Source organism: Campylobacter anatolicus (assembly GCF_018145655.1).
GTDB lineage: Bacteria > Campylobacterota > Campylobacteria > Campylobacterales > Campylobacteraceae > Campylobacter_A > Campylobacter_A anatolicus.
Window position 1 is genome coordinate 100,278 of record NZ_JAGSSY010000001.1, and the last position, 25,554, is coordinate 125,831.

25 protein-coding genes are annotated in these 25,554 nt (G+C 35.9%); 9 read left to right on the plus strand and 16 right to left on the minus strand.

The window, feature by feature from the left end; translation table 11 throughout:
* Positions 1-246: 246 nt before the first annotated feature.
* Positions 247-1,368 carry a transcription termination factor NusA gene (gene nusA, locus KDE13_RS00515; protein ID WP_212142576.1) on the minus strand — a complete coding sequence of 374 codons (1,122 nt, stop codon included), beginning with the start codon at positions 1,366-1,368 and terminating at the stop codon, positions 247-249.
* Between the two features lie 159 nt (positions 1,369-1,527).
* On the opposite strand from nusA, the gene KDE13_RS00520 reads away from it, so the two are divergent.
* From KDE13_RS00520 to KDE13_RS00550, 7 genes are read left to right on the plus strand one after another with little or no spacing between them, the layout of a single operon-like run.
* Entirely contained in the window at positions 1,528-1,770 is a 243-nt protein-coding gene (locus KDE13_RS00520) for an HP0268 family nuclease (RefSeq protein WP_212142577.1), read from the plus strand.
* Positions 1,767-3,077 carry a tRNA (N6-isopentenyl adenosine(37)-C2)-methylthiotransferase MiaB gene (gene miaB, locus KDE13_RS00525; protein WP_267873695.1) on the plus strand — a complete coding sequence of 437 codons (1,311 nt, stop codon included), beginning with the start codon at positions 1,767-1,769 and terminating at the stop codon, positions 3,075-3,077. The genes KDE13_RS00520 and miaB overlap by 4 nt, the downstream gene beginning before the upstream one ends.
* A complete protein-coding gene (locus KDE13_RS00530) occupies positions 3,061-3,903 on the plus strand; it encodes a lysophospholipid acyltransferase family protein (protein ID WP_212142578.1) in 843 nt (280 codons plus the stop codon). The genes miaB and KDE13_RS00530 overlap by 17 nt, the downstream gene beginning before the upstream one ends.
* Entirely contained in the window at positions 3,900-4,349 is a 450-nt protein-coding gene (locus KDE13_RS00535; RefSeq protein ID WP_212140352.1) for a hypothetical protein, read from the plus strand. The genes KDE13_RS00530 and KDE13_RS00535 overlap by 4 nt, the downstream gene beginning before the upstream one ends.
* A 58-nt stretch (positions 4,350-4,407) precedes the next feature.
* The gene (locus KDE13_RS00540; RefSeq protein ID WP_212140351.1) at positions 4,408-5,415 is read left to right on the plus strand and encodes a hypothetical protein; all 1,008 of its coding nucleotides are present in this window, start codon (positions 4,408-4,410) and stop codon (positions 5,413-5,415) included.
* The gene (locus KDE13_RS00545; protein ID WP_212142579.1) at positions 5,412-5,933 is read left to right on the plus strand and encodes a hypothetical protein; all 522 of its coding nucleotides are present in this window, start codon (positions 5,412-5,414) and stop codon (positions 5,931-5,933) included. Before KDE13_RS00540 ends, KDE13_RS00545 begins: the two co-directional genes overlap by 4 nt.
* Positions 5,926-6,456, plus strand: coding sequence for a hypothetical protein (locus tag KDE13_RS00550; protein ID WP_212140349.1), 531 nt, complete (start codon positions 5,926-5,928; stop codon positions 6,454-6,456). The genes KDE13_RS00545 and KDE13_RS00550 overlap by 8 nt, the downstream gene beginning before the upstream one ends.
* Positions 6,457-6,524: 68 nt before the next feature.
* Here the strand turns inward: KDE13_RS00550 and tilS are convergent, their stop codons facing one another.
* The 3 genes from tilS to panC all read right to left on the minus strand — a co-directional run bounded on the left by tilS (position 6,525) and on the right by panC (position 9,760).
* Positions 6,525-7,487: a tRNA lysidine(34) synthetase TilS gene (gene tilS / locus KDE13_RS00555; RefSeq protein ID WP_338083698.1), complete on the minus strand. Its 963-nt coding sequence runs from the start codon at positions 7,485-7,487 to the stop codon at positions 6,525-6,527.
* Positions 7,488-7,572: 85 nt separating this feature from the next.
* A complete protein-coding gene (gene rimO / locus KDE13_RS00560) occupies positions 7,573-8,880 on the minus strand; it encodes a 30S ribosomal protein S12 methylthiotransferase RimO (RefSeq protein ID WP_212142819.1) in 1,308 nt (435 codons plus the stop codon).
* Positions 8,881-8,938: 58 nt separating this feature from the next.
* The gene (gene panC, locus KDE13_RS00565; protein WP_212140347.1) at positions 8,939-9,760 is read right to left on the minus strand and encodes a pantoate--beta-alanine ligase; all 822 of its coding nucleotides are present in this window, start codon (positions 9,758-9,760) and stop codon (positions 8,939-8,941) included.
* Between the two features lie 121 nt (positions 9,761-9,881).
* On the opposite strand from panC, the gene prfB reads away from it, so the two are divergent.
* Together prfB and KDE13_RS00575 are read left to right on the plus strand one after the other, a co-directional pair.
* Positions 9,882-10,982: a peptide chain release factor 2 gene (prfB, locus tag KDE13_RS00570; protein WP_212141867.1), complete on the plus strand. Its 1,101-nt coding sequence runs from the start codon at positions 9,882-9,884 to the stop codon at positions 10,980-10,982.
* Between the two features lie 408 nt (positions 10,983-11,390).
* Complete coding sequence (locus KDE13_RS00575; RefSeq protein ID WP_229204319.1) at positions 11,391-12,041, plus strand: M48 family metallopeptidase; 651 nt, start codon at positions 11,391-11,393, stop codon at positions 12,039-12,041.
* A gap of 18 nt (positions 12,042-12,059) precedes the next feature.
* Here the strand turns inward: KDE13_RS00575 and KDE13_RS00580 are convergent, their stop codons facing one another.
* From KDE13_RS00580 to fbaA, 12 genes are all read right to left on the minus strand, one after another.
* Positions 12,060-14,153 (minus strand): TRAP transporter permease, encoded by a 2,094-nt coding sequence (locus KDE13_RS00580; protein ID WP_212140344.1) that lies wholly within the window; start codon positions 14,151-14,153, stop codon positions 12,060-12,062.
* Between the two features lie 145 nt (positions 14,154-14,298).
* The gene (locus KDE13_RS00585; protein WP_212141870.1) at positions 14,299-15,237 is read right to left on the minus strand and encodes a TAXI family TRAP transporter solute-binding subunit; all 939 of its coding nucleotides are present in this window, start codon (positions 15,235-15,237) and stop codon (positions 14,299-14,301) included.
* Between the two features lie 389 nt (positions 15,238-15,626).
* On the minus strand, positions 15,627-16,499 hold the full coding sequence (locus tag KDE13_RS00590) for a carbon-nitrogen hydrolase (protein ID WP_212142582.1): 873 nt from the start codon (positions 16,497-16,499) through the stop codon (positions 15,627-15,629).
* Positions 16,500-16,561: 62 nt separating this feature from the next.
* On the minus strand, positions 16,562-17,497 hold the full coding sequence (locus tag KDE13_RS00595; protein ID WP_212140341.1) for a cation diffusion facilitator family transporter: 936 nt from the start codon (positions 17,495-17,497) through the stop codon (positions 16,562-16,564).
* 55 nt (positions 17,498-17,552) lie between these two features.
* Positions 17,553-18,524 carry an agmatine deiminase family protein gene (locus KDE13_RS00600; protein ID WP_212141872.1) on the minus strand — a complete coding sequence of 324 codons (972 nt, stop codon included), beginning with the start codon at positions 18,522-18,524 and terminating at the stop codon, positions 17,553-17,555.
* Entirely contained in the window at positions 18,508-18,765 is a 258-nt protein-coding gene (locus KDE13_RS00605) for a CBU_0592 family membrane protein (protein ID WP_212142583.1), read from the minus strand. The genes KDE13_RS00600 and KDE13_RS00605 overlap by 17 nt, the downstream gene beginning before the upstream one ends.
* Positions 18,766-19,138: 373 nt before the next feature.
* A complete protein-coding gene (locus tag KDE13_RS00610) occupies positions 19,139-19,897 on the minus strand; it encodes a flagellin (protein ID WP_212142584.1) in 759 nt (252 codons plus the stop codon).
* Positions 19,898-19,950: 53 nt separating this feature from the next.
* Entirely contained in the window at positions 19,951-21,246 is a 1,296-nt protein-coding gene (hisD, locus tag KDE13_RS00615; protein WP_212141874.1) for a histidinol dehydrogenase, read from the minus strand.
* 3 nt (positions 21,247-21,249) lie between these two features.
* On the minus strand, positions 21,250-22,089 hold the full coding sequence (locus KDE13_RS00620; RefSeq protein ID WP_212142585.1) for a 1-aminocyclopropane-1-carboxylate deaminase: 840 nt from the start codon (positions 22,087-22,089) through the stop codon (positions 21,250-21,252).
* Positions 22,086-23,174, minus strand: a complete 1,089-nt coding sequence (locus KDE13_RS00625; protein ID WP_212142586.1) for an OmpA family protein — start codon at positions 23,172-23,174, stop codon at positions 22,086-22,088. The genes KDE13_RS00620 and KDE13_RS00625 overlap by 4 nt, the downstream gene beginning before the upstream one ends.
* Complete coding sequence (locus tag KDE13_RS00630) at positions 23,161-24,480, minus strand: MotA/TolQ/ExbB proton channel family protein (protein WP_212142587.1); 1,320 nt, start codon at positions 24,478-24,480, stop codon at positions 23,161-23,163. Before KDE13_RS00630 ends, KDE13_RS00625 begins: the two co-directional genes overlap by 14 nt.
* Position 24,481: 1 nt before the next feature.
* The gene (gene fbaA, locus KDE13_RS00635) at positions 24,482-25,546 is read right to left on the minus strand and encodes a class II fructose-bisphosphate aldolase (RefSeq protein ID WP_212141876.1); all 1,065 of its coding nucleotides are present in this window, start codon (positions 25,544-25,546) and stop codon (positions 24,482-24,484) included.
* Between the last annotated feature and the right edge of the window lie 8 nt (positions 25,547-25,554).

Here is a 25,554-nt window from a genome sequence, read left to right on the forward strand (position 1 = left end):
AGCATCTTATAATATATACTTTAATAGCTAAAATTTTAAATCGCTTTAAATTTAAGAAATTAAAATGGAATGTTACACCAAATTTTAAAGAGATCGGCAAAAATTTTAGTAGCAAACTTTAATACAGATACATAAGTAACAAAAGTGGCAAATTATGCCGATGTCTATTGCGTTTAGCGTTGAAGTAAAATACATAAGGCTAAATTTATTACAAAAGACTAGAGCAGACGCTCTAGTCTTTTAAATTTAATCATCGCCAAAAAGTGCTTTTAGATCCTTAGCAAAGTCATTTTTGCTATCGCCATTTACACTATCATTAACATTCGTATCTCTAGCACCAAGCTCATTAAGCTCTATTTCATAGCCTGTTAGCATACTTGCAAGACGGATATTTATACCATTTTTACCTATAGCTTTGCTCTTTTGTTCACTCACTAGGCTCACAACAGCCCTTTTGCCGTCTATTACTACAGAGCTGATTATGGCTGGACTCATAGCACGTGCGACAAAGATGGCTGGCTCACTCGCATACTCAATGGCGTCTATATTTTCGTTATGTAGCTCTTTGCTAACAGCGTTTATTCTCACGCCTTTTGTGCCGACCGCCGCACCTACTGGGTCAATGTTTGGTGTGATTGAGATGAGTGCGACTTTCGCCCTTTCACCAGGAATCCTCGCACTACCTTGTATTATTATACCGCCATCTTTTATCTCAGGCACCTCGGCAGCTAAAAGTGCTTCAAGGAATTTTGGTGAAGTCCTACTTAGCTCAACTCTAATGCCCTGCGTTTTATCTACAAAAACTTTGCGAATAACAGCTTTTACGACATTGCCTACTTTAAATTTCTCACCCTTTATGCGATTTTTACGTGGCAAAATAGCACGCAACTCATCTATCTCAATATATGTATTCTCATCATTATCTACACGCACAACCGAGCCAAAAACCATATGTCCAACCATATCATTATATTTTTGAAAAATTTTCTCTTCAAGCAGACGTTGTATGTGATATTCAAGCTCTTTGTGAAGAGTTTGTGCGGCAGTTCTACCAAGATTATCAAGACTTAGCTCGTATGTCAGCTCATCACCTACCTCCACGCTACTATCGATCTTTTTTGCATCTTTTAAGCTTATAAAATGTTCATTGTCTTCGCCCAAACGTTCATCATTATTTGCGACAATGGCTATTTTTTGATAAAGCTTTAAATTTTTATTTGCATCAAGACTAACGTCATACTCATAGTTTTCGCCATATACATGCTTTGCAGTATTTATCAAAGCACGTATAATACGCTCTTTTACGTCATCTATCTCAAGTCCTTTTTCATTGGCAATTGACTCTATAATATCAGAAATTCTCTCCATTTTTTCTCCATTTATAACGATAAATTTTTGGGAATTTAAATCGTGCAGTGTAGCAATTATACAATTTTGATACTAATAAAAAGTTTAATGTGAGTTTTATTAGCTTTTTGCTATACTCACGAATTCAAAAAAGCTAAAAGCAAAAGTTAAGGATACAAAATGGACTTAAAACTAGCCAGAACAGAGATAGATGCAAAGGCAAAAGCGATCTCTCTTGATAAAATAGAAGCAGCGGTCAGCAAAGAGGGTCAAAAAATTTTCTATTTTGATAAAGAAAATAGCCATAAACAACTCATCGCTCTTGTTGAGTATTTTGAAGAAAAAGGGCTAAGTGTATATCACAGAAGTGTTAAATACGGACTTGATGAGAATGACTATATGTATGAGGTGCACATTCTTTGAGTAGCGTAGAGAGTAAAAAACTATTTATCCAAACGCTTGGTTGTGCGATGAATGTTCGTGATAGCGAACACATCATCGCTGAGCTAAATCAAAAAGAAAATTACACTCTTACGAACAATATAGAAGACGCCGATCTCATACTCATAAATACCTGCTCAGTGCGTGAAAAGCCCGTGCATAAGCTATTTAGCGAAGTTGGTGCCTTTGAAAAAGTCAAGAAAAATGGTGCGAAAATAGGAGTTTGTGGTTGCACGGCAAGTCACTTAGGAAGTGAAATTTTCAAACGTGCTCCTTATGTGGATTTTGTTCTTGGGGCCAGAAATGTCAGTAAAATTTCAACCGCCATTAAGACGCCAAAATTTATAAGCACAGATATAAATCATGATGAGAGCGAGTACGCTTTTGGTGAATTTCGTAGCTCACCTTATAAAAGCTATATTAATATCTCAATCGGTTGCGATAAAAAGTGCACCTACTGCATTGTGCCACACACTCGTGGAGACGAGATCTCAATACCATTAAATTTAATCCTCAATGAGGTACAAAAAGCAGCGGATAATGGTGCAAAAGAGATATTTTTACTCGGTCAAAATGTCAACAACTATGGCAAACGTTTCTCTGCGGCTCATCAAAAGATTGATTTTAGTGACCTGCTTGTGAAAATCAGTGAGATAAGTGGCATTGAACGAATACGTTTTACTAGTCCTCATCCACTTCATATGGATGATAAATTTTTAGAGGTTTTTAGTACAAATGATAAAATTTGCAAGTCTATGCATATGCCACTGCAAAGCGGAAGCACTAAAGTTTTGCGTGAGATGAGACGTGGATACACAAAAGAGTGGTTTTTAGATAGGGCTTTAAAACTTCGTGAGATGTGTCCTGATGTGAGTATTTCAACTGACATTATAGTTGCATTTCCGGGCGAAAGCGACGAAGAATTTGCAGATACGATGGATGTGATAGAGCGTGTACGATTTGAGCAAATTTTTAGCTTTAAATATTCGCCTCGCCCACTTACAAAAGCGGCTGAGTTTAGCAACCAAATCCCTGAAAATATCGCATCAACAAGGCTTAGTCATCTACAAAATCGCCACGCACAAATTTTAGATGAGATAACTGCAATGCAAAATGACAAAATAATGGATGTTTATTTTGAAGAGCTACGCCCAAATGGTGGCGTTGCTGGGCGGAGCTTTAACAACTTTTTAGTTCAAATAAATGGCAGCGAAGAGCTGCTTGGCAAAATTTTAAAAGTGTGTATAAAAAATCCAAAGCGAATGGTGCTTTATGGTGAACTTGCGTGATACGATTAAAAAAATATATCTAAATGTAGTAGTATTTGGGCTATATCTGCTAATTTGGCTCATTTTTTTAACCTGCAAAAAGAGTTACACAAATACAAATTTAAACAATAAATCCTGCATTGTGCTATTTTGGCATGGCAGACTTGCGATGATGAGCTTTGCATATCGACACTGGTGGAGCAAGAAAAGCGGTGGCAAACGTCAAGGCAAAGTCATCATAAGCGACCATAATGATGGCGAAATCATCACTAGAGTAATAAATTTTTTCTCCATCGGCACAATAAGAGGCAGTAGCTCAAAGGGCGGTGCAAAGGCACTTATAGAGGCTTTGCGTGAGATAAAAAACAGCATTGATATCATCATCACACCAGATGGTCCACGTGGTCCAAGACATAGCGTAGCAGATGGAGCGATCATAATCGCACAAAGACAAAATGCCTCAGTTCAAATTTTAAACTACGAAGCAGATAGTTTTTGGCAGCTTAAAAGCTGGGATCAAATGATCGTGCCAAAGCCATTTTCAACTATAAATTTTAGTCTTTCAGAGCCTTTTAGCCTATCAAATTTAGACAAAGAGAGTGCAAAAGAGCTGATACAAAGCAAACTTTGGCAAGCTAGCCAGACAGATGGTGGTAAAAGTGTAGAACAAAATAAACAAGACTTTATTATAAATTTAAAAGCGTGGTGGGCAAAACAGGAGATAAAATACGGCAAGAGCGAGAGTTATATAAAAAATCAAAAAAGCCAATCACAAAATAAAAACTCAACACAAAGCCAAGAAAGTGGGGTAAAACAGAGCAACGACACCACGAAAGAGCTAGGATGAAAGGTAAAAATTTAGCTGTCATTATCTCGATATCCATTATTATTTTTGGTTGGCTATTTTTAGAGATAAATGGTTCATACCAGCTATCCTTTAAAGCTAAATTTTATTATGAGATTGGAAATTTCCAACGTTCGCTTGAGCTAAGCCAAAGAGCATTTGAGCTAGATAAATACAATAAAATGGCAAACACTTTGCTCAATCAAAGTCGTTTGGCTATAAAATTTTCAGAGTATATAAGTTTAGGTGATGAGTATCTAAGTCGTATAAAAAGTATAAGTCAAAATAAAGTAACTAACGCAGATCGTGAGCGTATAAGGCTTATGTGCGATGTGATGATCGAAGGATATGATGAGCTAAAAAGTAGCCCACTTTTAGACGATGAGCTAAAAAGTAAAGCCTTAAGAATGCGAGATAATTTTATAAAGCTTAAAAATGAGCTTTTTTAATCTTATTTAATGCGATTTTAGGTAATATTATAAAATTACGCACAAAATTAGGAGAAATATGTCATTTTCTATTCGTCGCATTTTTTCAAATCTATTTTTAAGTGCCGTTATAGAAAACTCCGAGTGTAAATTTTATGGACGTGTCTTTCGAAACGGCAAAGTCATAAATACTATAAATGCCAAATTTACAGAGATAGACCCCACAAATATCGACAAAAAAGTCTTTGATTATATAAAAAGATTAGAAAAATCATACTCAAATGTATATATTTCACTATTTTTTAGTGATGAGTCTCAAGGAGCATTGCCTACAACTAGACAAGATGAATACGAAAAATTTAATATCAACTCATTAAATTTAATGAGTATAAATATGCAGGATAACTGGAGCATATATGGCGATATTATGGCTATAAGAAGAGCTAAAGATACATTTGGCGATGATAGTGTAGATCTGATTTATTCACCGATCGCGTTGATGTATTATGAGCTTTTAAAACGTGGCATAAGCGATAAAACAACACTATATCTTTACAATCACACAGATTCTTTAACGCTTTGCATATTTAGCAATGGACAAATGAGACTTTCAACATTTTTTAAGATAGTTGAAAGCGAAAATACTCAGCCAAAAATGGAGCAAAATTTTAAAGAAGAGGACATAACAGATATAGACAATCTAATAGTAAAAGAGGAGAATGAGGCTGGTTCTGTAGATGAGTTTAAGAGCCTAGATGAGATGTTAAATGGCGATAAATTTAAAGAATTTGAAGATCTTGGCTATGATTTAAGCATGCCAGCTTCTGCCGATGTGGCTAAGTCTGTTGCGATATTTGGACGAGATATGAGCATGTTTAGATATATTACGATGGCTATTAAGGAGTATTACCATAATCCAATCTACAAAGGCGACTTTATCGAACAGGTTATAATACTCGATAATACAAAAATAAGTGCTACATTTATGCAATTTTTACAGTCTGAGCTATTTGTAGAGACATCTGTATATCCTATAAATACGCTTGAGATTATGAATGAACTTATGATTAGTGAGATAAAAATATGAGTTTTAGTTTTATAAAACCAGAGCCTAGAGCACTTTTTAGCTTATTTAGTAAGCTTTGGTTTGGGCTTATTGGCTTTGTTTTTGTTATACTTTGTGTAATAAATTTATTAATAGTATATAAAAACTACGCCCTATCTCAAAGCACTACAAATTTAGTTACAGAGCAAGGAAGACTAAGTGAAAAGATAGTTCAGATAGATGACTTAAGCACAAAATTAAAGACACAAATAGGTGTTGCAAACGACATCTACACGTCAAACAATCTACTAAAACAAAGTATCAAAAATCTCTTTGACTTAGTACCTGATAGTATAACGCTTGAAGAAATTTTCATGGATAAAAACTCACTAATAATACGTGGCATAACGCCCAGCAAAGATGTATTTAACCAACTTTTAGCATCGCCATTGCACTCCATTTTTACCACATCAAACACGAGCTTTTATCAGATAAAAAATGGATGGTATGGTTTTATTAGCACAAACAAGATTGATAACTCAGAGGGCTATAATGAGTAAAAAAGATACAAGCTTAGAAAATATCGATATAGCAAAGCTTTTACTTTATATACTCATCTTTATCGTCGTGTGCTTGGTTATAATATTTGCTTTTCTCGTGCCAAATATCAAAGAGTATCGCGGATTAACACGTGAAAATAACTCACAAATAGCGGCATATACCAAAATAAAACAGATATTTGATACAAAATTTAATACACTTGAAATGATAAAGGAGAGGGATAAATTTATCATCAGTTCATATGACGTAAAATTTAATAAGACTAAGTTTATAAACTTTGCTTCTACATATTTTAACGAGGTCAGTCTAAACGAAGTAAGTCCAAAGGATAGCAATGAAAGTTTCTTTCGCTATCAACTAAATGTTACAACATCTATGAATACACCACAAAAATTTTACGACTTTTTAGACGCTTTAAGTAAATACGAAAGTATCGTGCGAACAGACTTTCCTATAACTATGAAAGGCGAAAACGATAAAATTCACACGAGCTTTAATATTCGTGTTTATGGCCTAAAGTAAGTCTAAGAAGTTTAAAATTAAAGCTACGATCTAAATTTATCAAAAGATTTATGCTCGGATTTTTAAATTTATAAAAAAGTACTTTTAAATTTATTAAGTCTATTTAGATCAAATTTGATCTCATACAGATAGGCTCTATTGTGCTTTGGCACACTCAAAACTCGACACTTCTCTTTAAATTTTTTATCCATCACAGTCTTTAAGTATGGCGTAATAAATATAAACTCATCGCTCATACCAACTGCAATCTTACCGCTTATTACACCGCTATTTAGGCACTCTTTGCGTTGTGCTTCGCTCATTAAAACACCAAGCATTTTACAAACTTTATCGACACCGCGTACTGCATTTGCATTATTTAGTACCATATAAAACTGCTCTTGTAAATTTACGATACTAGGTTTTAACACCTCATTATCTATATCTAAAAACTCAAAGCTTTTTACCACACCATCACCAAACTCACGCAAAAATTCCTGCGAGAATTTATGACGGATAAAATTTCTTGTATATTTATACTCAAAGTTACTCTCATCTATAAAATACTCTACTTTACGCTCGTCTAAAAATGCCTTAAGTTTGCTCTTTGTGTGAGATAAGAGTGGCCGCACGATAGCGTATCTTTCCCTATTCTCAATTTCGCTCATACCAAGCATCTCGCTAAGCCCTGCCCCACGCCCAAGCTGCATCAAAAACCACTCAAGTCTATCGTCAAGCTGATGTGCTAAAAGCAAGTTTGTATAGCTATTTTGAATACAAATTTTATCAAAAAACTCATACCGCACAGCCCTAGCATTGCTCTCAAAATTACTCTGGCTTAGCTTTACATTTAGTCTATAAATTTGCTTTTTATATTTTAATGCAAGCTTTGTGGCAGCGTTATTTTCCGCCTTACTTTGCTCTCTATGATGATAATCAACCATAGCTATATCAAATCCAATACCAAGCTCATTTAGTATATAAAAAAGTGCTGTGCTATCTATGCCGTGCGAAAATGCCAATAAATTTTTACCGTCTCTTAGTCGTTTCAAAACACTACTTGAGAGCCATTTACAAAGGTTTTCGCACATTACTCGCCACTCCTACATCACCAAGTCACCGCTCATCACAAACTGCCTAAACTCGCCTTATCACACGTGCGATTAGTTTGTTGCTAACCGCGTCTGAAATTTGGCAAAGATACCTTCCGCCAACTTCAAGGTCACTCTCATCACTTTCATTGATTAACACTTCGCCATCTATATCTTTATCCCAAATCTCAAGTTTACCGCCGAAAAACATTTCGCCCTCGCTACTCTCGCCCTCAATGCTCACGATGAGTTCCTTTCCAACCTGAGCAGCAAAACTAGCCTCAATGTCTCTTTTTAAAATTTTCTCAACCGTGCTTAGACGTTTGGAGATTATTTTAGTTGGTACCTGTTTCATATTATACGCTGCCGTATCCTCCTCGCGTGAGTAGGCAAAGGCTGAAATTCTATCAAATTTAATCTCATCAAAAAACGCACAAAGCTCAGTAAAATCCTCATCGCTCTCTTCTGGATGACCCACGATAATACCAGTGCGAAGAAACGAATTCTCAGCCTTTCTCATTAAATTTAAAAGCTCTTTTATCCGTTCTTTTTGACTTCCACGTCTCATTACGTGTAGCATTTTATCACTTATATGTTGTATTGGCATATCAAAATAATTTACAAATTTATTAGACGCTATTATACGCTTTACAAGCTCGTTTGAAGTTGTGCTTGGATATAGATATAAAATCCTAGCTGTCTTTACGCCATCTATGCTCTCAATCGCGTCAATGAGCGAGATAAGCCCATCGCTAACGCCTTTATCACGCATATATGAGCTACTATCTTGCGATAAAAAGCTAAAGTCATAATAGCCCTTTTTAACAAGCTTTTGCACTTCATTTATGATATTTTCAAGTGAGCGAGACTTCAACTGCCCCTTAAATGTCGGTATCGCACAAAAGCTACATCTTTGATTACAGCCCTCTGAAATTTTAATGTATGCGTGGTAGTTTGAGCCAGTTATCACACGCTCCTCACTACTTTGCAAATAGACATCAGGACTAAATAAATTCTGTTTTTTAAGCAAAATTTCATCTATCTTATCATAGTCTCCAACTCCGGTAAACAAATCTACCTCTGGTAGCTCCCGCATTAGCTCCTCACGGTAGCGTTGCATAAGACAGCCAGTCACTACGAGTGTTGCACCATGTTTTTTACTCTCCGCCATTTCAAGTATCGTTCGCACACTCTCTTGCTTAGCTGAAGCGATGAAGCCGCAAGTATTTACAATGATGACGTCAGCCTCGCTTATATTGGGTGTTAGCTCGTAATGACTAAGACGACCGAGCATTATCTCGCTATCAACTAAATTTTTATTACAACCCAACGAAACAAGGTGAAGTTTACCGATTTGTTGACCGCCATTATCTGGTTTTTCTAAATTTTTCTCCTGCCTTATGTGCGTCATTTTACACCCATATATTATCTATCAAGCGTGTTTTGCCAACCATTGCCGCTACTAGGATAATGCTCTCATTTGGCTTTATCTTTGAAATTTCATTAAACTCACGATCCACTACCGCAACATAATCAACCTGAAGTGGTTCAAGTGTATTTAGCATATTTGCCTTTATCTCGCTCACATCAAGTTCGCCACTTTTTATCAAATTTAACGCATTATTTAGCGAACGAGATAGACGCAATGCATTGCATTTATCCTCATCACTTATATATACATTACGACTTGAAAGTGCCAAACCATCAGACTCACGCACGATCTCACACGGCACAATTTCTAAATTTAAAAACATACTTTTTACCATATTTTGCACGATGACAAGCTGTTGGGCGTCCTTTTTGCCCATATACACACGTCTTGCACGAGTTAAGTTAAATAGCTTTGTCAGCACCATCAAAACGCCATCAAAATGCCCTGGGCGTGTCTTGCCTTCAAGTATGGTTGATAGTTTTTTAGGTGCTATTATAAGCGGCTCTGTATCGTTATAAATTTCTCTACTATCTGGGATAAATATCGCCGTAACGCCATTTCTCTCACACATCGCTATGTCACTACTCTCGGTACGTGGATATCTATCTAAGTCCTCTCCTGGTAAAAACTGAGTTGGATTGACAAAAGTTGAGACGATACTCACATTATTTTCGCTCACACAGCGTTTTATAAGACTCTCATGTCCAGCATGTAATGCCCCCATAGTTGGCACAAATCCTATCTCATCATGTGCGGTTGATACAAATTCCTTAAGCTCTTTTACACTTTTTAATACCTGCATTTTTACTTCTTTTATTAAATTTAAGGGTATATTTTAGCAAAAACGGATTAAATGGCTGATTAAATTTAAAAATATAAGTTAATTTTAGCTAGAATGCGGTAAAAATTTAATGGAGAAAAATTTGGATAGTTACGAATACACCGAACTTTTAAAAAAGCTAAGCTCAAAGGTAGAAAATATCGGCTCTATCATCAAACCTGAAAGTATCAAAGCAAGGCTAAAAGAGATAGAAACGTTAGAACACGATGAAAATTTTTGGCAGGATATAGCAGCCGCAGGAGCTATCGGCAAAGAAAAGACAAAGATAACAAATATGCTTAATAAATTTAACCATGTTAAAGCTGCCGTAGATGATGCTTATGAGCTTTATGAGTTAGCAAATTCCGAAAATGATGAAGAGACGATAAACTCACTATTTGATGATGCTAATACACTTGAAGAAAAGATAACAAGTTTAGAGATTTCTATGCTACTTAGTGGTGAAGATGATAATAAAAACGCCATCGTTACCATACACCCAGGAGCTGGCGGAACAGAGAGCAACGACTGGGCGAGTATGCTTTATCGTATGTATCTACGTTTTTGCGAACGTGAAGGTTTTAAAGTAGAAACGCTTGATTTTCAAGAAGGCGATGAAGCTGGGTTAAAAGATGTGAGCTTTATCGTTAAAGGTGAGAATGCATATGGGTATTTAAAGACCGAAAATGGCATACACCGTCTTGTTCGCACTAGCCCTTTCGATAGTGCAGGACGTCGCCATACAAGTTTTACAAGCGTTATGGTAAGTCCTGAAATAGATGATGATATACAGATTGAGATAGATGAAAAAGATCTAAAAATAGACACTTATCGTGCTAGTGGTGCAGGCGGTCAACACGTAAATAAAACTGAGAGTGCAATACGTATAACTCACGCTCCAACAGGCATAGTCGTGCAATGTCAAAATGATAGAAGTCAGCACAAAAACCGAGCCACTGCTATGAAAATGTTAAAATCAAGGCTGTATGAGCTAGAGTTAATGAAACAACAAGAGGCTACCGCAAATACACCAAAAAGTGAGATCGGCTGGGGTCATCAGATACGCTCATACGTGCTTTTCCCTTATCAGCAGGTCAAAGACAACCGCTCAAATTTAGCATATAGTCAAACAGACGCAATACTTGATGGGGATATTAAAAAGCTAATAGAGGGTGTTTTGATAAGTCAAAAAAGTGGAGAATAATTCATCTCCATCCTGCACCTACTACTAAAAAGTTAGAGTATCCGATATAGAAGATTATGGATAAAGCACTAGTAATTAATAATATCACTACTTAACATAGATTATAACTTTAAAAGATTATATAATCTTAAGATGTTTAAGCTTAGTAAAGACTTTGCAAATTCTGGCTTAAATTTAAATGCAAATGATGTTTTAAGTATGATAAATAGTAACGCCTTAATACCTTAAAAAAATACGATAGTTTAAATTTAAACGGGTTTAATGAGAGTTTAGTGTAATGATAATAATATAATCAATAATGACAATATGGTAAATTTAACTATATAAATTTAAAGGCGGAACGAACTGCCTTTTTCTTAAACCATAAGGCATTATATACTAAAATATCAAAAATTTTAAATGGTATATATGCGTAAAACTAAGACAATATTTATAGACTTTAATGGTTACGATGTGGTTTTAAATTTCAAGCCAAATGTAAAAAACATACGTCTAAAAGTCAGCAAAGATAGTAAAGTCTCTGTCAGTCTACCCTATTACTATACGCAAAAAATGGCAGTTAAGTTTTTAAGTCTATACGAGCATTGGATAGTCAAAACTTGCAATAAAATTTTAAGTACGCAACTAAAAGATGATGAATTTGCCTATCTTGGAAAAATTTATAAGCTTAAATTTGACGAGAGTGTAGATAGTGTAAAATTTGAAGATGGTATAATTAATGCAACCTCACAAAAAGAGCTTGAAAAATTTCAAAAGACAAAGGCTCGTGAGATATTTACTGAATTTATAACTAAATTCTCACCGCTGATAAATAAGCCGATAAAACGCATAAGTGTGAGAAAAATGCAAACTCGATGGGGTAGTTGCAACTCATACAAAGGCTATATAAATTTAAATATCAATCTACTCGCAAAAAAGCCACATCTGATAGAGTATGTCGTCCTGCACGAGCTAACACACTTGATCTACCCACACCATAAGTCAAGCTTTTATAAATTTATAGCCGACATTATGCCTGATTTTAGGAAACGCGAACTAGAACTAAATGGTATAGGTTAAGCTTTAAGCCATAACCACTTATGCAATCTCTTTTGTCTTATCGCTTTTATTTTTCATCCACTGTACTGCAAAAACAAATGCATATAGTCCTAACCCGATAGCGTATCCAGCATATTCATTTGGTATAATGGAGTATCTCGCACATACATTTGGCACTAGTGCAAGTGGGACTACCGGCACGAGCAATAACCGCTCCCAAAATCTCATTTTTGTCACAAAATATCCTTGAAGTATGCTAGAAAATGCAAACATGCCTACAACTGCCATACCAAAAACAAGCATAATCTCAAGCGGATTACTCATCCAAACTATACTTTTTGCGTCATATGGATTAGCAGGATCTACGCTTTCAATAAGCATAAGTTTACTATTAAAGAAAAAGGAAAATGGAAGTATTGCTGTGCGAAGATCATAAAAAAAGCCTTGAAGTCCGACCGTTACAGGGTTTGCTTTAGCTATTCCAGCTGCGGCATAAGCTGCTATGCCAACAGGTGGCGTGTCATCGGCTAAAATTCCAAAATAAAATACAAACAAATGCACCGCGATAGCAGGGATTAAAAAGCCATTCTTAGCCGCAAGTAGTAAAATAACTGGTGCGACAAGGCTTGAAACTACGATATAGTTTGCGGTCGTTGGAAGTCCCATGCCAAGCACAAGCGACATCACAGCAGTTAAAAGCAAGATAAGCAAGATGTTATTTCCGGCAAGTTGCTCTACTATGTCTGAAAGCACTTGTCCAAGTCCAGTAAGCGAGATAGAGCCAACGATGATACCAGCTAAGCCTGTTGCCACAGCAATAGTCGTCATACTCTTTGCTGCTGAGACCATAGACAAAAATATATCACTAAATCCTACTAAAACATCATCTATACTGACCTTTTGCCCCATAGCGAGTTTTTTAGTTGGTTCTTGAAATATCATAATCAAAAATAAAAACCCAATCGCATTAAATGCTGCTGCTATCGGTGAGCCTTTTAAAACTAAAAGTGTGTATAAAAGCATCGCAATAGGAGTAAGATAGTGGATACCGCTAAGAAAAATTTTAATCCTTGAATGATACTCGCTCTGTGCTATACCCCTAAGCCCCAACTTACAACTCTCTAAATGCACAATAAAAAACAAAGATATATAACATGCAAATGCTGGTATAATCGCCGCCATCATAACATTTGTATAACTCATACCTAAAAACTCTGCTATAATAAACGCTGCTGCACCCATGATAGGTGGCATAAGTTGACCATTAACACCAGCTGCGACTTCTATCGCACCTGCCTTTGTGCGAGTTAAGCCAGCCTTTGTCATAAGAGGTATTGTGAAAGTGCCTACGGTTACTACATTTGCTGTTGAGCTACCGCTCACCATGCCTGTCAATCCACTCGCTATAACAGAAGCTTTTGCAGGCCCGCCCTTAAATCTACCGAGCAATGAAAATGCCAAATTTATAAAATACTGCCCTGCACCAGCCCTTTCTAACAATGCTCCAAACAATACAAACAGATATATAAAACTAACACTAACGCCTATAGGAACGCCAAATACACCCTCAGTTGTCAAAAACATATGCCCTGCAAGCTTTTCTAAACTAGCACCTTGATGAGCAATGACATCTGGCATATATGGACCAAAGTAATCATACATCAAAAATATCGCACAGATGATACCAAGTGCAGGTCCTATAACTCTTCTGCCGGCCTCCATAAGTATAAACATAGCGATAAATGCTACCACTATATCACGCACCAAATAATCCCCCGGACGCTCAGCTAAACCATAAAAATCAAGTGCGGGATAAAGCACCACACCAATACCTACAACACAAAATACAATGTCGTAAAATGGCATACTTGTTTGGGCTTTTTTGTGAAATTTGACAGGATTTAGTAAAAATACAAGTCCTATAGCAAAGGCAAGGTGTATAGAGCGTGAAATATTCGTATTTAGCGGAAAGTATGCGACATAAAGCTGAAAGACAGACCACAAAAAGCATAAAAATGCAACAATATAGTTGTATGTGTTGCTCTTTACCTGTCTTGTTTTTACCTCTACAAACTGCTCTTTATTATCTTCTTCAAATTCTTTTTTATTATTTTGGTTCGTAGTATCTTGCATATTTAACCTTTTAAAATTTAGAAAATGTTAATTATAGCTAAAAATTTTTGCATTTAGCATAAACAACCAAGAAAATCAGCATTTGCTAAATTTTAAACTTTAATGCAAAAGCCACAAGTGTTAGCTCTTGCATTAAATTAAAAGATTATTTTATTATACCAGCTTCTTTAAATACTGCCTCAGCCGCTGGATGAAGTGGTGCCGAAAGACCTTCCACCATACTCTCTTTTGTTACCGCTTTTAGTGCAGGGTGAAGTTGCTGATACTCATCAAAGTTATCAAGTATAGCCTTTATTACAGCCTTTACAACATCGTCTTTTACGCTATCACTAGCAACTAGAACTGCTTTAACACCTATGCTATTTACATCATGATCAACACCTTGATATGTTCCTTTTGGTATTACGCCTTTTGCAAAGTATGGATACTGAGCTATCATAGCATCTATGTCTGCACCCTCAATGTTTAATATATCTATAGGTTGTGAATTCGCAGCGTCTGTGATGTTTGCCGTTGGGTGTCCTACCATATAGCTATATCCATCTATCTTTTTATCAGCCAAGGCGTGTGGGCACTCTTGCACAGTCAAAACACCACGATAAGTAAGTTTGCTAACGTCAAAATTTTTAGCTTTAAACACCGCTAAAGTCGTTACTTCATTACCACTACCAGGATTTCCTACATTGTATTTTTTACCAGCTAGACCATCTATATCTTTTATGCCGCTCTCTTTTGAAACAACAAAGCTTAGTAGCTCAGGATATATTGCTGCTACTGCACGTAGCTTATTGTCAGCCATATTTTCAAACTTACCTGTACCATTAAATTTATCATACACAACATCGCTTTGAACAAAGCCAAATGTCAACTCTTTTTTAAGCACATTGTTTACATTATAAACAGAACCACCGGTTGATTGCACTGAGCATTTGATATTTGGATCTTTATTTACAAGTCTGCATATCGCTCCACCAATCGGATAGTATGTGCCTGTCATACCGCCAGTGCCGATACTGACGAAATCTTTAGCTCCTAGCGTTGAAGCAAGTAGCATACCAACAAGTGTCACGTGAGTTTTTTTCATTTTACACTCCTTAAATTTATATGTTTCATATCGTAGCACAAAAATAACAAATTTAAAATATAAGAGTTTAAATTTTATATTTTGAGCAGTTAAATTTTTACATTTTTACACGTTTTAAGATATAAATTTACTATTTTCATATCTTAATAAGCTCTGCATAGCTATTGCACTCGGCACTTATGAGTAGTTCATATTTGTAACCAATATAACCATAAACCATTTCGTTGGGCTAAAAGATAGATACTAAATAATGCCTAAAAATAAATTCTCTTTTTTAGCCTAGCATATGACAACTGGCACTACAATCAAGCCCAATTAATATCATTAAGTACCACAGCTTTATTATTTCACACAACAAGATTAGCCAAATTTGTAATACAATCTAGTTTTTAATCAATAAACCGCTTTGTGATATCTGCATATGCATCAATTCGTCTATCACGCAAAAAAGGCCAAATGCGACGCACTTCTTCACTTCGTTTCATATCAATATCTACTAAAAAGCACTCTTCTCTCACGCTATCTGCACGGAACAGTTGCTCACCCTGAGCCCCAAAAGCAAAGCTATTACCCCAAAATTTTATGCCGTCCATCACGCCACTACTATCACGCTCAAATCCAACGCGATTGACCGCTACAACGGGTATACCGTTCGCCACTGCATGTCCCCTTTGTACCGCTACCCAAGCCTCAAGCTGCCTAGATTTTTCCTCCTCACTATCGCCATTAAACCATCCAATTGCAGTCGGATAGATTAAAATTTTCGCCCCCTTTAATGCCATTAATCTTGCCGCCTCAGGATACCACTGATCCCAGCATACCAAGACTCCAAGCCGTCCCACGCTCGTATCAATCGGGTCAAAGCCAATGTCGCCTGGTGTAAAGTAAAATTTCTCGTAAAAGCCTGGATCGTCAGGTATATGCATTTTGCGGTATTTCCCAGCCACACTGCCATCACGCTCAAAGACAAAAGCTGTGTTATGATAAAGTCCGTCAGCTCTTTTTTCAAATAACGAAGTTACTAGTACCACGTCATTTTGCCTAGCCACATTCGCCCAAAACTGCACATCATCTTGCCATTTATTTGCGATATCGAAAAACTCTGTATTTTCACTCTGACAAAAATACTGGCTTTGATGAAGCTCTTGACAAATGACAAGCTCTGCTCCACCATGCTTTGCCATTGCTATTAGCTCACACGTTTTAGCATTTGTCGCCGCCTTTGTGCCGTGAAATTTTTGCTGTAAAAGTGCTATTTTCATATTTTTCCTTTTAAATTTATTACATTTTTAGTCATCTTTGTAGTTTTATTGCGACTATAAATTTATAATCTACACTCGCCAAATCTATCATCACAAGGGTCAAAATGAAAGGTTATCTCCCACTCAAACTGGCTAAATTTCCGCTTTATCTCGCTCTCTATCTCATCTGAGATCGTATGTGCATCAAATAGTAAAATATGTCGCCCAAAAACAAGATGAACGCTTAAAAAGCAGATATTTCCACTGTATCTACTCGTGAGATAGTGATAGCTTAAAATTTCATTTTTCGCACTAATGATACGCTTAATCTCTTCAATCATCTCTCCGCTCAACGCTTTATCTAACAAAACCGCAAAGCTCTCTTTTATCAAATTTATAGCCGAATGTGCGATGTAGCCACTGATAATTACTCCAAAGATAGCGTCTATTATCACTAATCCTGTAAAATTGATAATCACAAGTGCGATAATAATGGCTAGATTTGTATAAAAATCACTCTTATAGTGCAATGCATCGGCTTTTATGATGAGATTATTTGTACGTTTTGCAACAGAGTTTAAAAATATAATGAGTATGGCAGTAATAACGAGTGAAAATATCATCACATATATCGCATTTTGTGCGTTCATGTCAGCGTTTGGAGTTTTAAATTTTAAGATACTTTCATAAAATATAAACACTGCTACAAAAATGATAAAAATACCCTCAAATAATGCCGCTATGGCCTCTAGCTTAGTGTAGCCGAAGTTAAAGTTAAAATTTGCTGGGGCTCGCGATTTTTTAAGGGCGAAAAAATTTAACACCGATACAATACAATCAAGTGCCGAATCTATCGCTGAACCCATAACACTAAGTGATCCACTAATAAATCCGACTATAAATTTAATAATAGAAAGAGTAAATGCAGTCGTTCCAGCTACGATGATAGCGACTTTCTCTCCATCATCTTGCTTGGTAGCAGATAAGTTTTTATTTATCTCATAATCGAACTTTGCCATCTTAATCTCGTTTAAACTTATACACTAGCTTTATCATTTCATACTTTAAATTTAACTATCTCGCTCCCAAAAATCTATTCTGACTAGAGCAATGAAGTGAGCCATTTTGACGGACAAAAATAAGCGAATTTACACCAAGTACTTTGCGATCTGGTAGAGCAAGACTAAGTCTATCAAGAACAAGTTTATCATTTTCATCATTATATGTCGGCACTATAAGAGCGTCATTTATAAAGATAAAATTTGCATACGTGCAGCCAAGTCGTTTACCCTTATAAAACTTTGCCTTCGGTAGAGGCAAAGGCAGGAGCTTAAATCCCGTTTTTTCAAGCTCTTTATGCATTTTTCTAAGCTCATCAAAGTGTTCATCGCTCTCATCATCACAACTTACATAAGCGATCGTATCAGCTGTGATAAAACGGGCCAAGGTATCTACGTGACTGTCAGTATCATCACCCTTTATAAAGCCGTGTTCTAGCCAAATAATACGCTTTAAGCCAAAAAGCTCTTTTAGCTTTACATCTATCTCATCTTTGCTAAAATTAGCATTACGATTATCATTTAGTAGGCACTCTGATGTCGTTAGCATCGTCCCAGCTCCGTTAAAATCAATGCTACCACCCTCTAAAATAAAATCAATCTCTTTTAAATTTGTAGCATATTTTTTTACAAGTTCACGATTGACAGCGTTATCTTTCGAGCTTTGAAACTTCCCTCCCCAAGCGTTAAATTTAAAATCATAGCTTATAATCTTATCTCCATTTTGCACATCGATCATACCATAATCACGTATCCAAGTGTCATCTGTGTCGATACAGACAAACTGTGTATTTTTAAATTTTTTAAATCGTTCAAAGCAGCTCTGATTTGGTGCGATTAGCACGACCTTTTGAAATGGCACTATAGCTGCAATAAGTTCCTCATAACTAGCCAAAATCTCATCTAGATACTCACTCCAATCACTGCTCTTGTGTGGTAATGACAAAAACAAAAGCTCCTGTTTTTCCCACTCAGCGTAAGCTCTCATATCTCTTCCTTTTATAAATTTTTACTATCCCATAAATCGTAATAAATATCCAAAAAACCTCTATCATAAACGAACCAAGATTAAAATGCACACAAAGCGAGATGATGAGCAGTATTGCACCGACTAAATTTATAACCTGATAGAGCATATCATCGTTGCTTATCCTGTCTGCTTGAAGCAAAAAGTAACCTAAAACTATACATATCATACCCAAAAAACCGATAAATTGAAAAATATCCACGCGTAACCTTAGATTTTATCTTAAATTTAGACGTATTCTAACACATTATGGCTTATGTTTTAAAAAGAATTTATAATTTTATGTGAATTTTGTGAAAGCAAAAATAATGTGTAAAGCACTCATTTATTAGCTAAAGTCTTTTATCATACTTAAAACATCGTTTGCATTTAAATTTAAGCCAGAATTTGCAAAGTCTTTACTAAGCTTAAACATCTTAAGATTATATAATCTTTTAAAGTTATAATATATGCTAAGTAGTGATATTATTAATTACTAGTGCTTTATCCATAATCTTCTATATCAGATACTTTAACTTTTGTATTTAATATATTTTACAAAGATAAAGAAAAAGCCCCAATTTTAGAGGCTTATGTTATGCTAAAAGTCGGCTTATTTGAGTTTGCAAAGTCGAGTTTGTATGCACATTTGCAATTAGTATTGCGTTCATTTGTAGTATCGCTTGATCAAGTGTATTTAAATTTTCAGATATATCGTTATTTTGCAGATTATTCTCACTCGATCTTAACGCTATTGATCGCTCTATTGAGCTATTTATGCCTGATAAAATTCCATTTTGAGCTGAGCCAATATCTGAGCGAAGCATTGTAATATTTTCACTTATTTTATCTATATTTGAGCCGTCTGGGGCAACATTTGTTATACTACTTGTGTTTAAATTTATACTGCTTATACCACTATTGGTATAAAAACTAAGCTCCGAGCCAAATATACTTTTACCATTAAACGTCGCATTTTCAATACTTTTAGTCATTGACTCTGCAATGTAGCTTATCTCCTCTCTTATCATAGAGCGTTGTTTATCGTTTAAAGTGGCATTATTTAATGAGACATTTAACTCATTTATGCGGTCAGCGTTTAAGCTTAAATTTGATAGTGTGCTATCTGCTATTTGCAGCATTCCTATAGCATCATTTGCGTTTGATACTCCTTGCTCTAGCTCATTGCTTTGACTTAAAAGTGCGTCAGCTATGGCTAAATTTGAACCATCTACACCACCAAGAGCACGTTTAGCAGAGATCTTATCTAGAATTTTATCAGTGACACCTTTTTGCTCGTCTGCCTTGTTTGTGGTATCAAAATGCGACGATTGAGATACTCCATTTATAATCATAGTAACCCTTTTTAAATTTTACTTGATACTATCTTATTTTGACTAAATTTTTGCTAAATATCATCATATCTAACTTTTACAGATCGCTCATGAGCTCCTAATCCTTCAGCCTGTGCTAACTGCATACAAGCCTTACCAAGCTCTTTTATGCCATGTTTATTGATTGATATCAGTGAGCTTTTTTTCATAAAATTTTCAACTCCAAGTGGAGAATAAAATCTCGCACTACCACCTGTTGGTAAGGTGTGATTTGGTCCAGCTAGATAATCACCCATCGCCTCAGGTGTAAAATGTCCAAAAAATATTGCACCTGCATGTTTTATATCATTCATATAACTAAAAGCATCGTCAGTAGCTATCTCAAGATGCTCAACTGCAAGTTCATTCATAAGTTTTATGCACTCTTTCATATCACGAGCTATAATAATAGCTGCCTTATTACGTATGCTTGTAGCTGCGATAGGTTCACGTTTTAGTGTTTTTAGCTCATTCTCGATATGTTTTTGTACATCTTTAGCAAAAGATTCAACTGGAGTGATTAAAAAACTACTTGCAAGTTCATCATGTTCAGCTTGAGAGAGCAGATCTATGGCTATATGGCGTGCATTTGCTGTTTCATCAGCGATTATACCTATCTCGCTTGGTCCAGCGATCATATCGATATTTACTTCACCAAATACCATCTTTTTGGCTGTAGCTACATAGATATTACCAGGTCCGGTTATAACGTCTACTTTGGGTATACTCTGTGTTCCATAAGCCATCGCAGCAATCGCACTTGCACCACCTACTTTAAAAGCTGTTTTGATGCCACAAAGATACATAGCTGCAAGAAGAAGTGTATTTACCTTTCCGTTAATCGCAGGAGTACAAACAACTATCTCTTTGACGCCTGCGACTATTGCTGGTATAGCATTCATCAAAAGCGAACTAGGATATGCCGCCTTGCCACCTGGGATATAAAGTCCAGCACGATCTACTGGTGTGTATTTTGCACCTAAAAGTATATCTAGCTCATCATTTATAGTCCAAGTCTGTGGCTTTGAGTGTTCGTGATAGCTTTTTATACGATTATAGGCCAAATTTAATGCTTGACGTAGATTATAATCCAGCCCATCATATGCTTGTTTCATATCATTTTCATCTATAAGTATATCTTGTTTGTTAGTTGGCGTAAAGTTATCAAATTTAGCTATCTGAGTAAAAAGTGCTGTATCACCGCCGTTTCGTACCTCGTCTATTATATTGCCAACAACTGGCATAACAACGCTCATATCTATATCCGAACGATGTACAAGCTTTGCAAATTTACTCTCAAAATCACTATCTGTAGTATATAAAAATTGCATATTTTATCCTTTGAATTTTCTCTCATATCTTGCTTTTTGGCTGATATTTCCAAGCACTCCACCTTGATGAATATATAAAATTTCATCTTTTAGCTTATCTAAATTTGAAAAAATACTTAAAAATCCAACCGGATCGTATATCAACTCAAACTCCACGCCACTCGCACAAAGCTCCTGCCACATATCATAAAGCTCACGTTTTAAATCGCCAAAATGATACTTTCTAGGTGGATTTAAAATTTTCACTTTTGAGTGCGGATCAAGTAAATTTATCTCACTTTTTAGATACGCAGTATCGCCTACACAAGGACAAGTAAACACATTTAAATCAATATGCTTAGCAAGATATACTGCACTCGCACCTGTGCCAGATGGCAAGAAAACATCAGGTTTTATGCCAGTTTCATCACTCCACTCATTAATAAGCCTAGCCTGAGTTTTAAATCCCTGCTCTGCCTCGCTCATAGCTACGCCTTCAGGGATAAATAACGCATTAGGCATATCTGCAAGCTCTCTTGCTTTAGCTTTGCGATCAAGCGAGATATAAATTTTCATACCATTTTGCAATGCAAATTTATAGTTTCCAACTGGATTAAGCTTTAAATTTTCACTCAAATGAGAGACTACGTATAAAAACTCAAGTCCTTTTAGACGTGCAAATACGCTTAAGCTATACATCGCATTTGACTGACTTGAGCCATGCGAGACTATACGAGAAAAGCCACTCAAATCAGCATTTAAAAAATACTCCAACTTTCGTGCTTTGTTGCCATTAAACTCACCTAGCAAATCATCTCTAAGTAGCCAAAATTTACGATCCCTAAACTCAAAAGGCTCGATCACTGCTTAAGCTCCAAAAATTTTTCTATCTCATGTATCGCATCTTTATTTGAGATAGAAAATTTTATCTCGATCCGCCTAGAAGCGTCCTTGTCTTCAACGCCATCTTTCATAATCAAATCATTATAGCTTCGCCCACTCGCAATAAGATGCTTACGTAAATTTTCATCTTCGTTATATGAATTGATAAAGTCCATAACTGCATACGCTCTACGTTGCGAAAGCTCAAGGTTATAAAGGTAACTGCCATCGCTATCAGTAAAACCCTCAATCATTATCTGGTCGATATTTTTACTAATTTGTGGATCATTTAAAAGTACGTCAAAATACTTCTTTAAAGTCTGTTTAAGCTCTGGCTTTGCCTCATCTTTTAACTCTGCACTTGCCTTATCAAAAAGGACTGACGAGCTAAGTTTTAATGCGCCTGAATTTGGATCGATCGCAATACTATCGCCAAGCTTGTCTTTAAGCTCACTTATGACTTTTACACGAATACCGGTTAAATTTTTAATGCGATTTTGCGTAACGTTTAGATCACGCAAAAGTGTGTTATATTGGGCTTCTTTAGCACTTACTTGCTCGAGCAAATAAGCTATTTTAAGTAAATTTTGCTCATTGCTTACATTTTTCTCACTAGCTTCATTCTTGGCACGTTCTAACTCGTCATTTAATACGATTATTTTTTGATTAAGCCCTAAAATATTTGAATTTAGATCTGCTATACTCGCGTTTGCTTCGGTATTTTCACTATATAATTGCTCTAATTTTTTCTTAAACGCATCTATCTCTATGACAAAAATTTCATTTGATTTTTTCAAATTTATATTTTCATTGCTAATCTTGTTTAGCTCGTCCTTTAAAGCCGAGTTTATCTTATCTAAAGTAAAATTTTTACCTTGCTCATCTTTAAGACTAGCCAAAGCGACTAATATTGCTTGCTCTTTACTTGCCAAAGTATTTTGCGAAAGTACGTATTTAACGACTATAGCACCAATAAGCAACATAAAAACAAAGAGCAAACCAGCCATTAAATCTGCATAAGATATCCAAAAAGTTGATGAATCTTGTTGATTTTTATTTAACTTCATCTTTTATGTTTTCTAAATTTTTGATAATACGATTAGCCTCTTCATCAATTTCGCTTATGCTCTTTTTTAGCTCTGCTATCAGCACTTCACGCTCTTTTTCGCGTCCATTTGAACGAATTTCTTGCTGGTATATAGCGTTAAAAGCTTGAGCTCCTTGAAATATACTATCCCTAAATGATTTCATTGCCATATCTTGCTCATCTAAAATTTTAACTGCAAAATTTTTCAAACTAAGCTCGAGAGTTTTTAAGTCCGCATTAAATTTTATCAAACTTCGCTCAAAGCTATCCGCCCTATTCTGAGCTATCTCACTTATCTTTGTGTGTTGATGAACAAACTGAGTTTGCGATTCTTTTATGGTTGTATTTAATGCAACTAAAGCTTTTAATATACTAGAATGAATGGCTAAAAACTCGTCTTGACGGCTTGAAATCTTTGCTAAAAGTCCTACATTTTCATCAAAACCAACTTTTGCTTCGCCGATTATTTTACGTTCTAAATTTTCAAGTTCTTTAAAAGTATTAAATTTTGCCTCTATCGTATCATCTAATCTATTAAAAAACTCCTCATTTCCGATACGAGCAAAGATCTTCTCAAACCCAGCATAGTGGCTTACAGACGTGCTCATATATTGTTGCTCTAGCTCTTCTTTTTGCCAAAAAAACTGATAGCTTAGCTGCTTTTGCTCATTTGCAAATCGCTCAAATTTAGACATACCTATACGCTCAAAAAACATCCACCAAAGTGCTAAAAATATACCATATATCGATACATAAAATGCCGTCCCTACGCCGTTTAATAATACTCCGATTTCTTTTTCTAACTCTCCTGAAGTACTTGAGCTAAACGACGGCATTGAGATAGCGATACTGATAAATGTTCCCAAAATTCCAAGCATAGGAAATACCGCAACACCTATTGCTGCTAGATTGTCATTTCTAAAATCCTTTGTATATCCATCCAAAAAATCATCAAATTTAGCATTTGCTTTTTTTACTCCACCAAATTCAAGTAGATGAGATATAATAAATTCTTTCAAACTAGTTTTAAAATCATCACTTTTAGAGACAAATAAAGTATATGCAAACTCTGCACTATGTCGCGAAAATATCAAAGCAAATATAAATATCACACTCATCATGACGATAGTATGAAGTCCAATCGAAAAATTTATAATCTTACAATATGCAAGCAGTGCAAAAATATAAATGATCAAAGGTAGAAAGATAATCTTAAAAAATACAAAACCAGAACGACCTGCCTGTGCTTTTGGCAGAACGAGGTCTGTAAAATCTTGATTAGGCATTTTAGTTCCTATTTAAGCAATTTAAATCACTAAATGTGATTTGAAGACGTTTTACCATACTCTCCTCGCCACACCTTATCCATTTGCGTGGATCGTAGTATTTTTTATTTGGTTTATCATCACCTTCTGGGTTACCTATCTGACCTTGCAAGTAGGCACGATTTTTTGCCTCATATTCACGTACTCCGTCCCAAAACGCCCACTGCGTATCTGTATCGATATTCATCTTAATAACACCGTAACTAACGGCATCTTTAATATCAGCTAACTCACTACCACTTCCGCCATGAAAGACAAAATTTACCGGCTTTTTACTAACTGTTTTAAATTTATCAGCCACGTAAATCTGTGAGTTTTTAAGAATTTCAGGACGAAGCACCACATTGCCCGGCTTGTAAACGCCATGAACGTTTCCAAAACTAGCCGCTATGCTAAATTTATCACTGATTTTACTAAGTCGCTCATAAGCTAAAGCCACGTCAGCTGGTTGAGTATAAAGAAGTGCGTTATCCACGCCTGTATTATCAACACCATCTTCTTCTCCACCCGTTACTCCAAGCTCTATCTCAAGGCTGATGCCAAGCTCACTAAGCTCTTTTAGATATCTCTCACAAGTGCTTAAATTTTCTTCTAAACTCTCCTCACTTAAATCAAGCATATGAGAGCTAAAAAGTGGCACTCCATAAGCTTTTTTATACTCATAGCTAGCTTCAATGAGTGCGTCGATCCAAGGCAAAAGTTTTCGTGCTGCGTGATCTGTGTGAAGCACGACAGGAACACCGTATTCACGAGCTAGTAAATGCACGTACTTAGCACCAGCAATAGCACCAACTACATCAGCCTTTGGACAACTTTTACCTGCGTAAAAACTCGCACCACCGTTGCTAAACTGGATAATAACGGGCGAATTTGCTATTTTTGCAGCCTCAAGTACAGCGTTTACTGAGTTACTTGAGACTACATTTACAGCAGGTATAGCAAAGCCCTGCTCCTTTGCATACGCGTATAGTTTATTTACATCATCGCCGCTTACCACGCCAGCTTTTATGACATCTAAAACGCCCATTTTTATCC

Coding starts and splice junctions, on each gene's coding strand:
- KDE13_RS00590 (WP_212142582.1), bottom strand. CDS start 16,499: ATGAAAATAGCACTTTTACAGCAAAAATTTCACGGCACAAAGGCGGCG.
- nusA (WP_212142576.1), bottom strand. CDS start 1,368: ATGGAGAGAATTTCTGATATTATAGAGTCAATTGCCAATGAAAAAGGA.
- KDE13_RS00530 (WP_212142578.1), top strand. CDS start 3,061: ATGGTGAACTTGCGTGATACGATTAAAAAAATATATCTAAATGTAGTA.
- KDE13_RS00625 (WP_212142586.1), bottom strand. CDS start 23,174: ATGAAGTTAAATAAAAATCAACAAGATTCATCAACTTTTTGGATATCT.
- KDE13_RS00610 (WP_212142584.1), bottom strand. CDS start 19,897: ATGATTATAAATGGAGTATCTCAATCGTCGCATTTTGATACCACAAAC.
- hisD (WP_212141874.1), bottom strand. CDS start 21,246: ATGCAATTTTTATATACTACAGATAGTGATTTTGAGAGTAAATTTGCA.
- KDE13_RS00575 (WP_229204319.1), top strand. CDS start 11,391: ATGCGTAAAACTAAGACAATATTTATAGACTTTAATGGTTACGATGTG.
- KDE13_RS00550 (WP_212140349.1), top strand. CDS start 5,926: ATGAGTAAAAAAGATACAAGCTTAGAAAATATCGATATAGCAAAGCTT.
- KDE13_RS00580 (WP_212140344.1), bottom strand. CDS start 14,153: ATGCAAGATACTACGAACCAAAATAATAAAAAAGAATTTGAAGAAGAT.
- panC (WP_212140347.1), bottom strand. CDS start 9,760: ATGCAGGTATTAAAAAGTGTAAAAGAGCTTAAGGAATTTGTATCAACC.
- KDE13_RS00545 (WP_212142579.1), top strand. CDS start 5,412: ATGAGTTTTAGTTTTATAAAACCAGAGCCTAGAGCACTTTTTAGCTTA.
- KDE13_RS00600 (WP_212141872.1), bottom strand. CDS start 18,524: ATGAGAGCTTACGCTGAGTGGGAAAAACAGGAGCTTTTGTTTTTGTCA.
- KDE13_RS00630 (WP_212142587.1), bottom strand. CDS start 24,480: ATGCCTAATCAAGATTTTACAGACCTCGTTCTGCCAAAAGCACAGGCA.
- fbaA (WP_212141876.1), bottom strand. CDS start 25,546: ATGGGCGTTTTAGATGTCATAAAAGCTGGCGTGGTAAGCGGCGATGAT.
- KDE13_RS00540 (WP_212140351.1), top strand. CDS start 4,408: ATGTCATTTTCTATTCGTCGCATTTTTTCAAATCTATTTTTAAGTGCC.
- KDE13_RS00535 (WP_212140352.1), top strand. CDS start 3,900: ATGAAAGGTAAAAATTTAGCTGTCATTATCTCGATATCCATTATTATT.
- KDE13_RS00520 (WP_212142577.1), top strand. CDS start 1,528: ATGGACTTAAAACTAGCCAGAACAGAGATAGATGCAAAGGCAAAAGCG.
- KDE13_RS00585 (WP_212141870.1), bottom strand. CDS start 15,237: ATGAAAAAAACTCACGTGACACTTGTTGGTATGCTACTTGCTTCAACG.
- KDE13_RS00595 (WP_212140341.1), bottom strand. CDS start 17,497: ATGGCAAAGTTCGATTATGAGATAAATAAAAACTTATCTGCTACCAAG.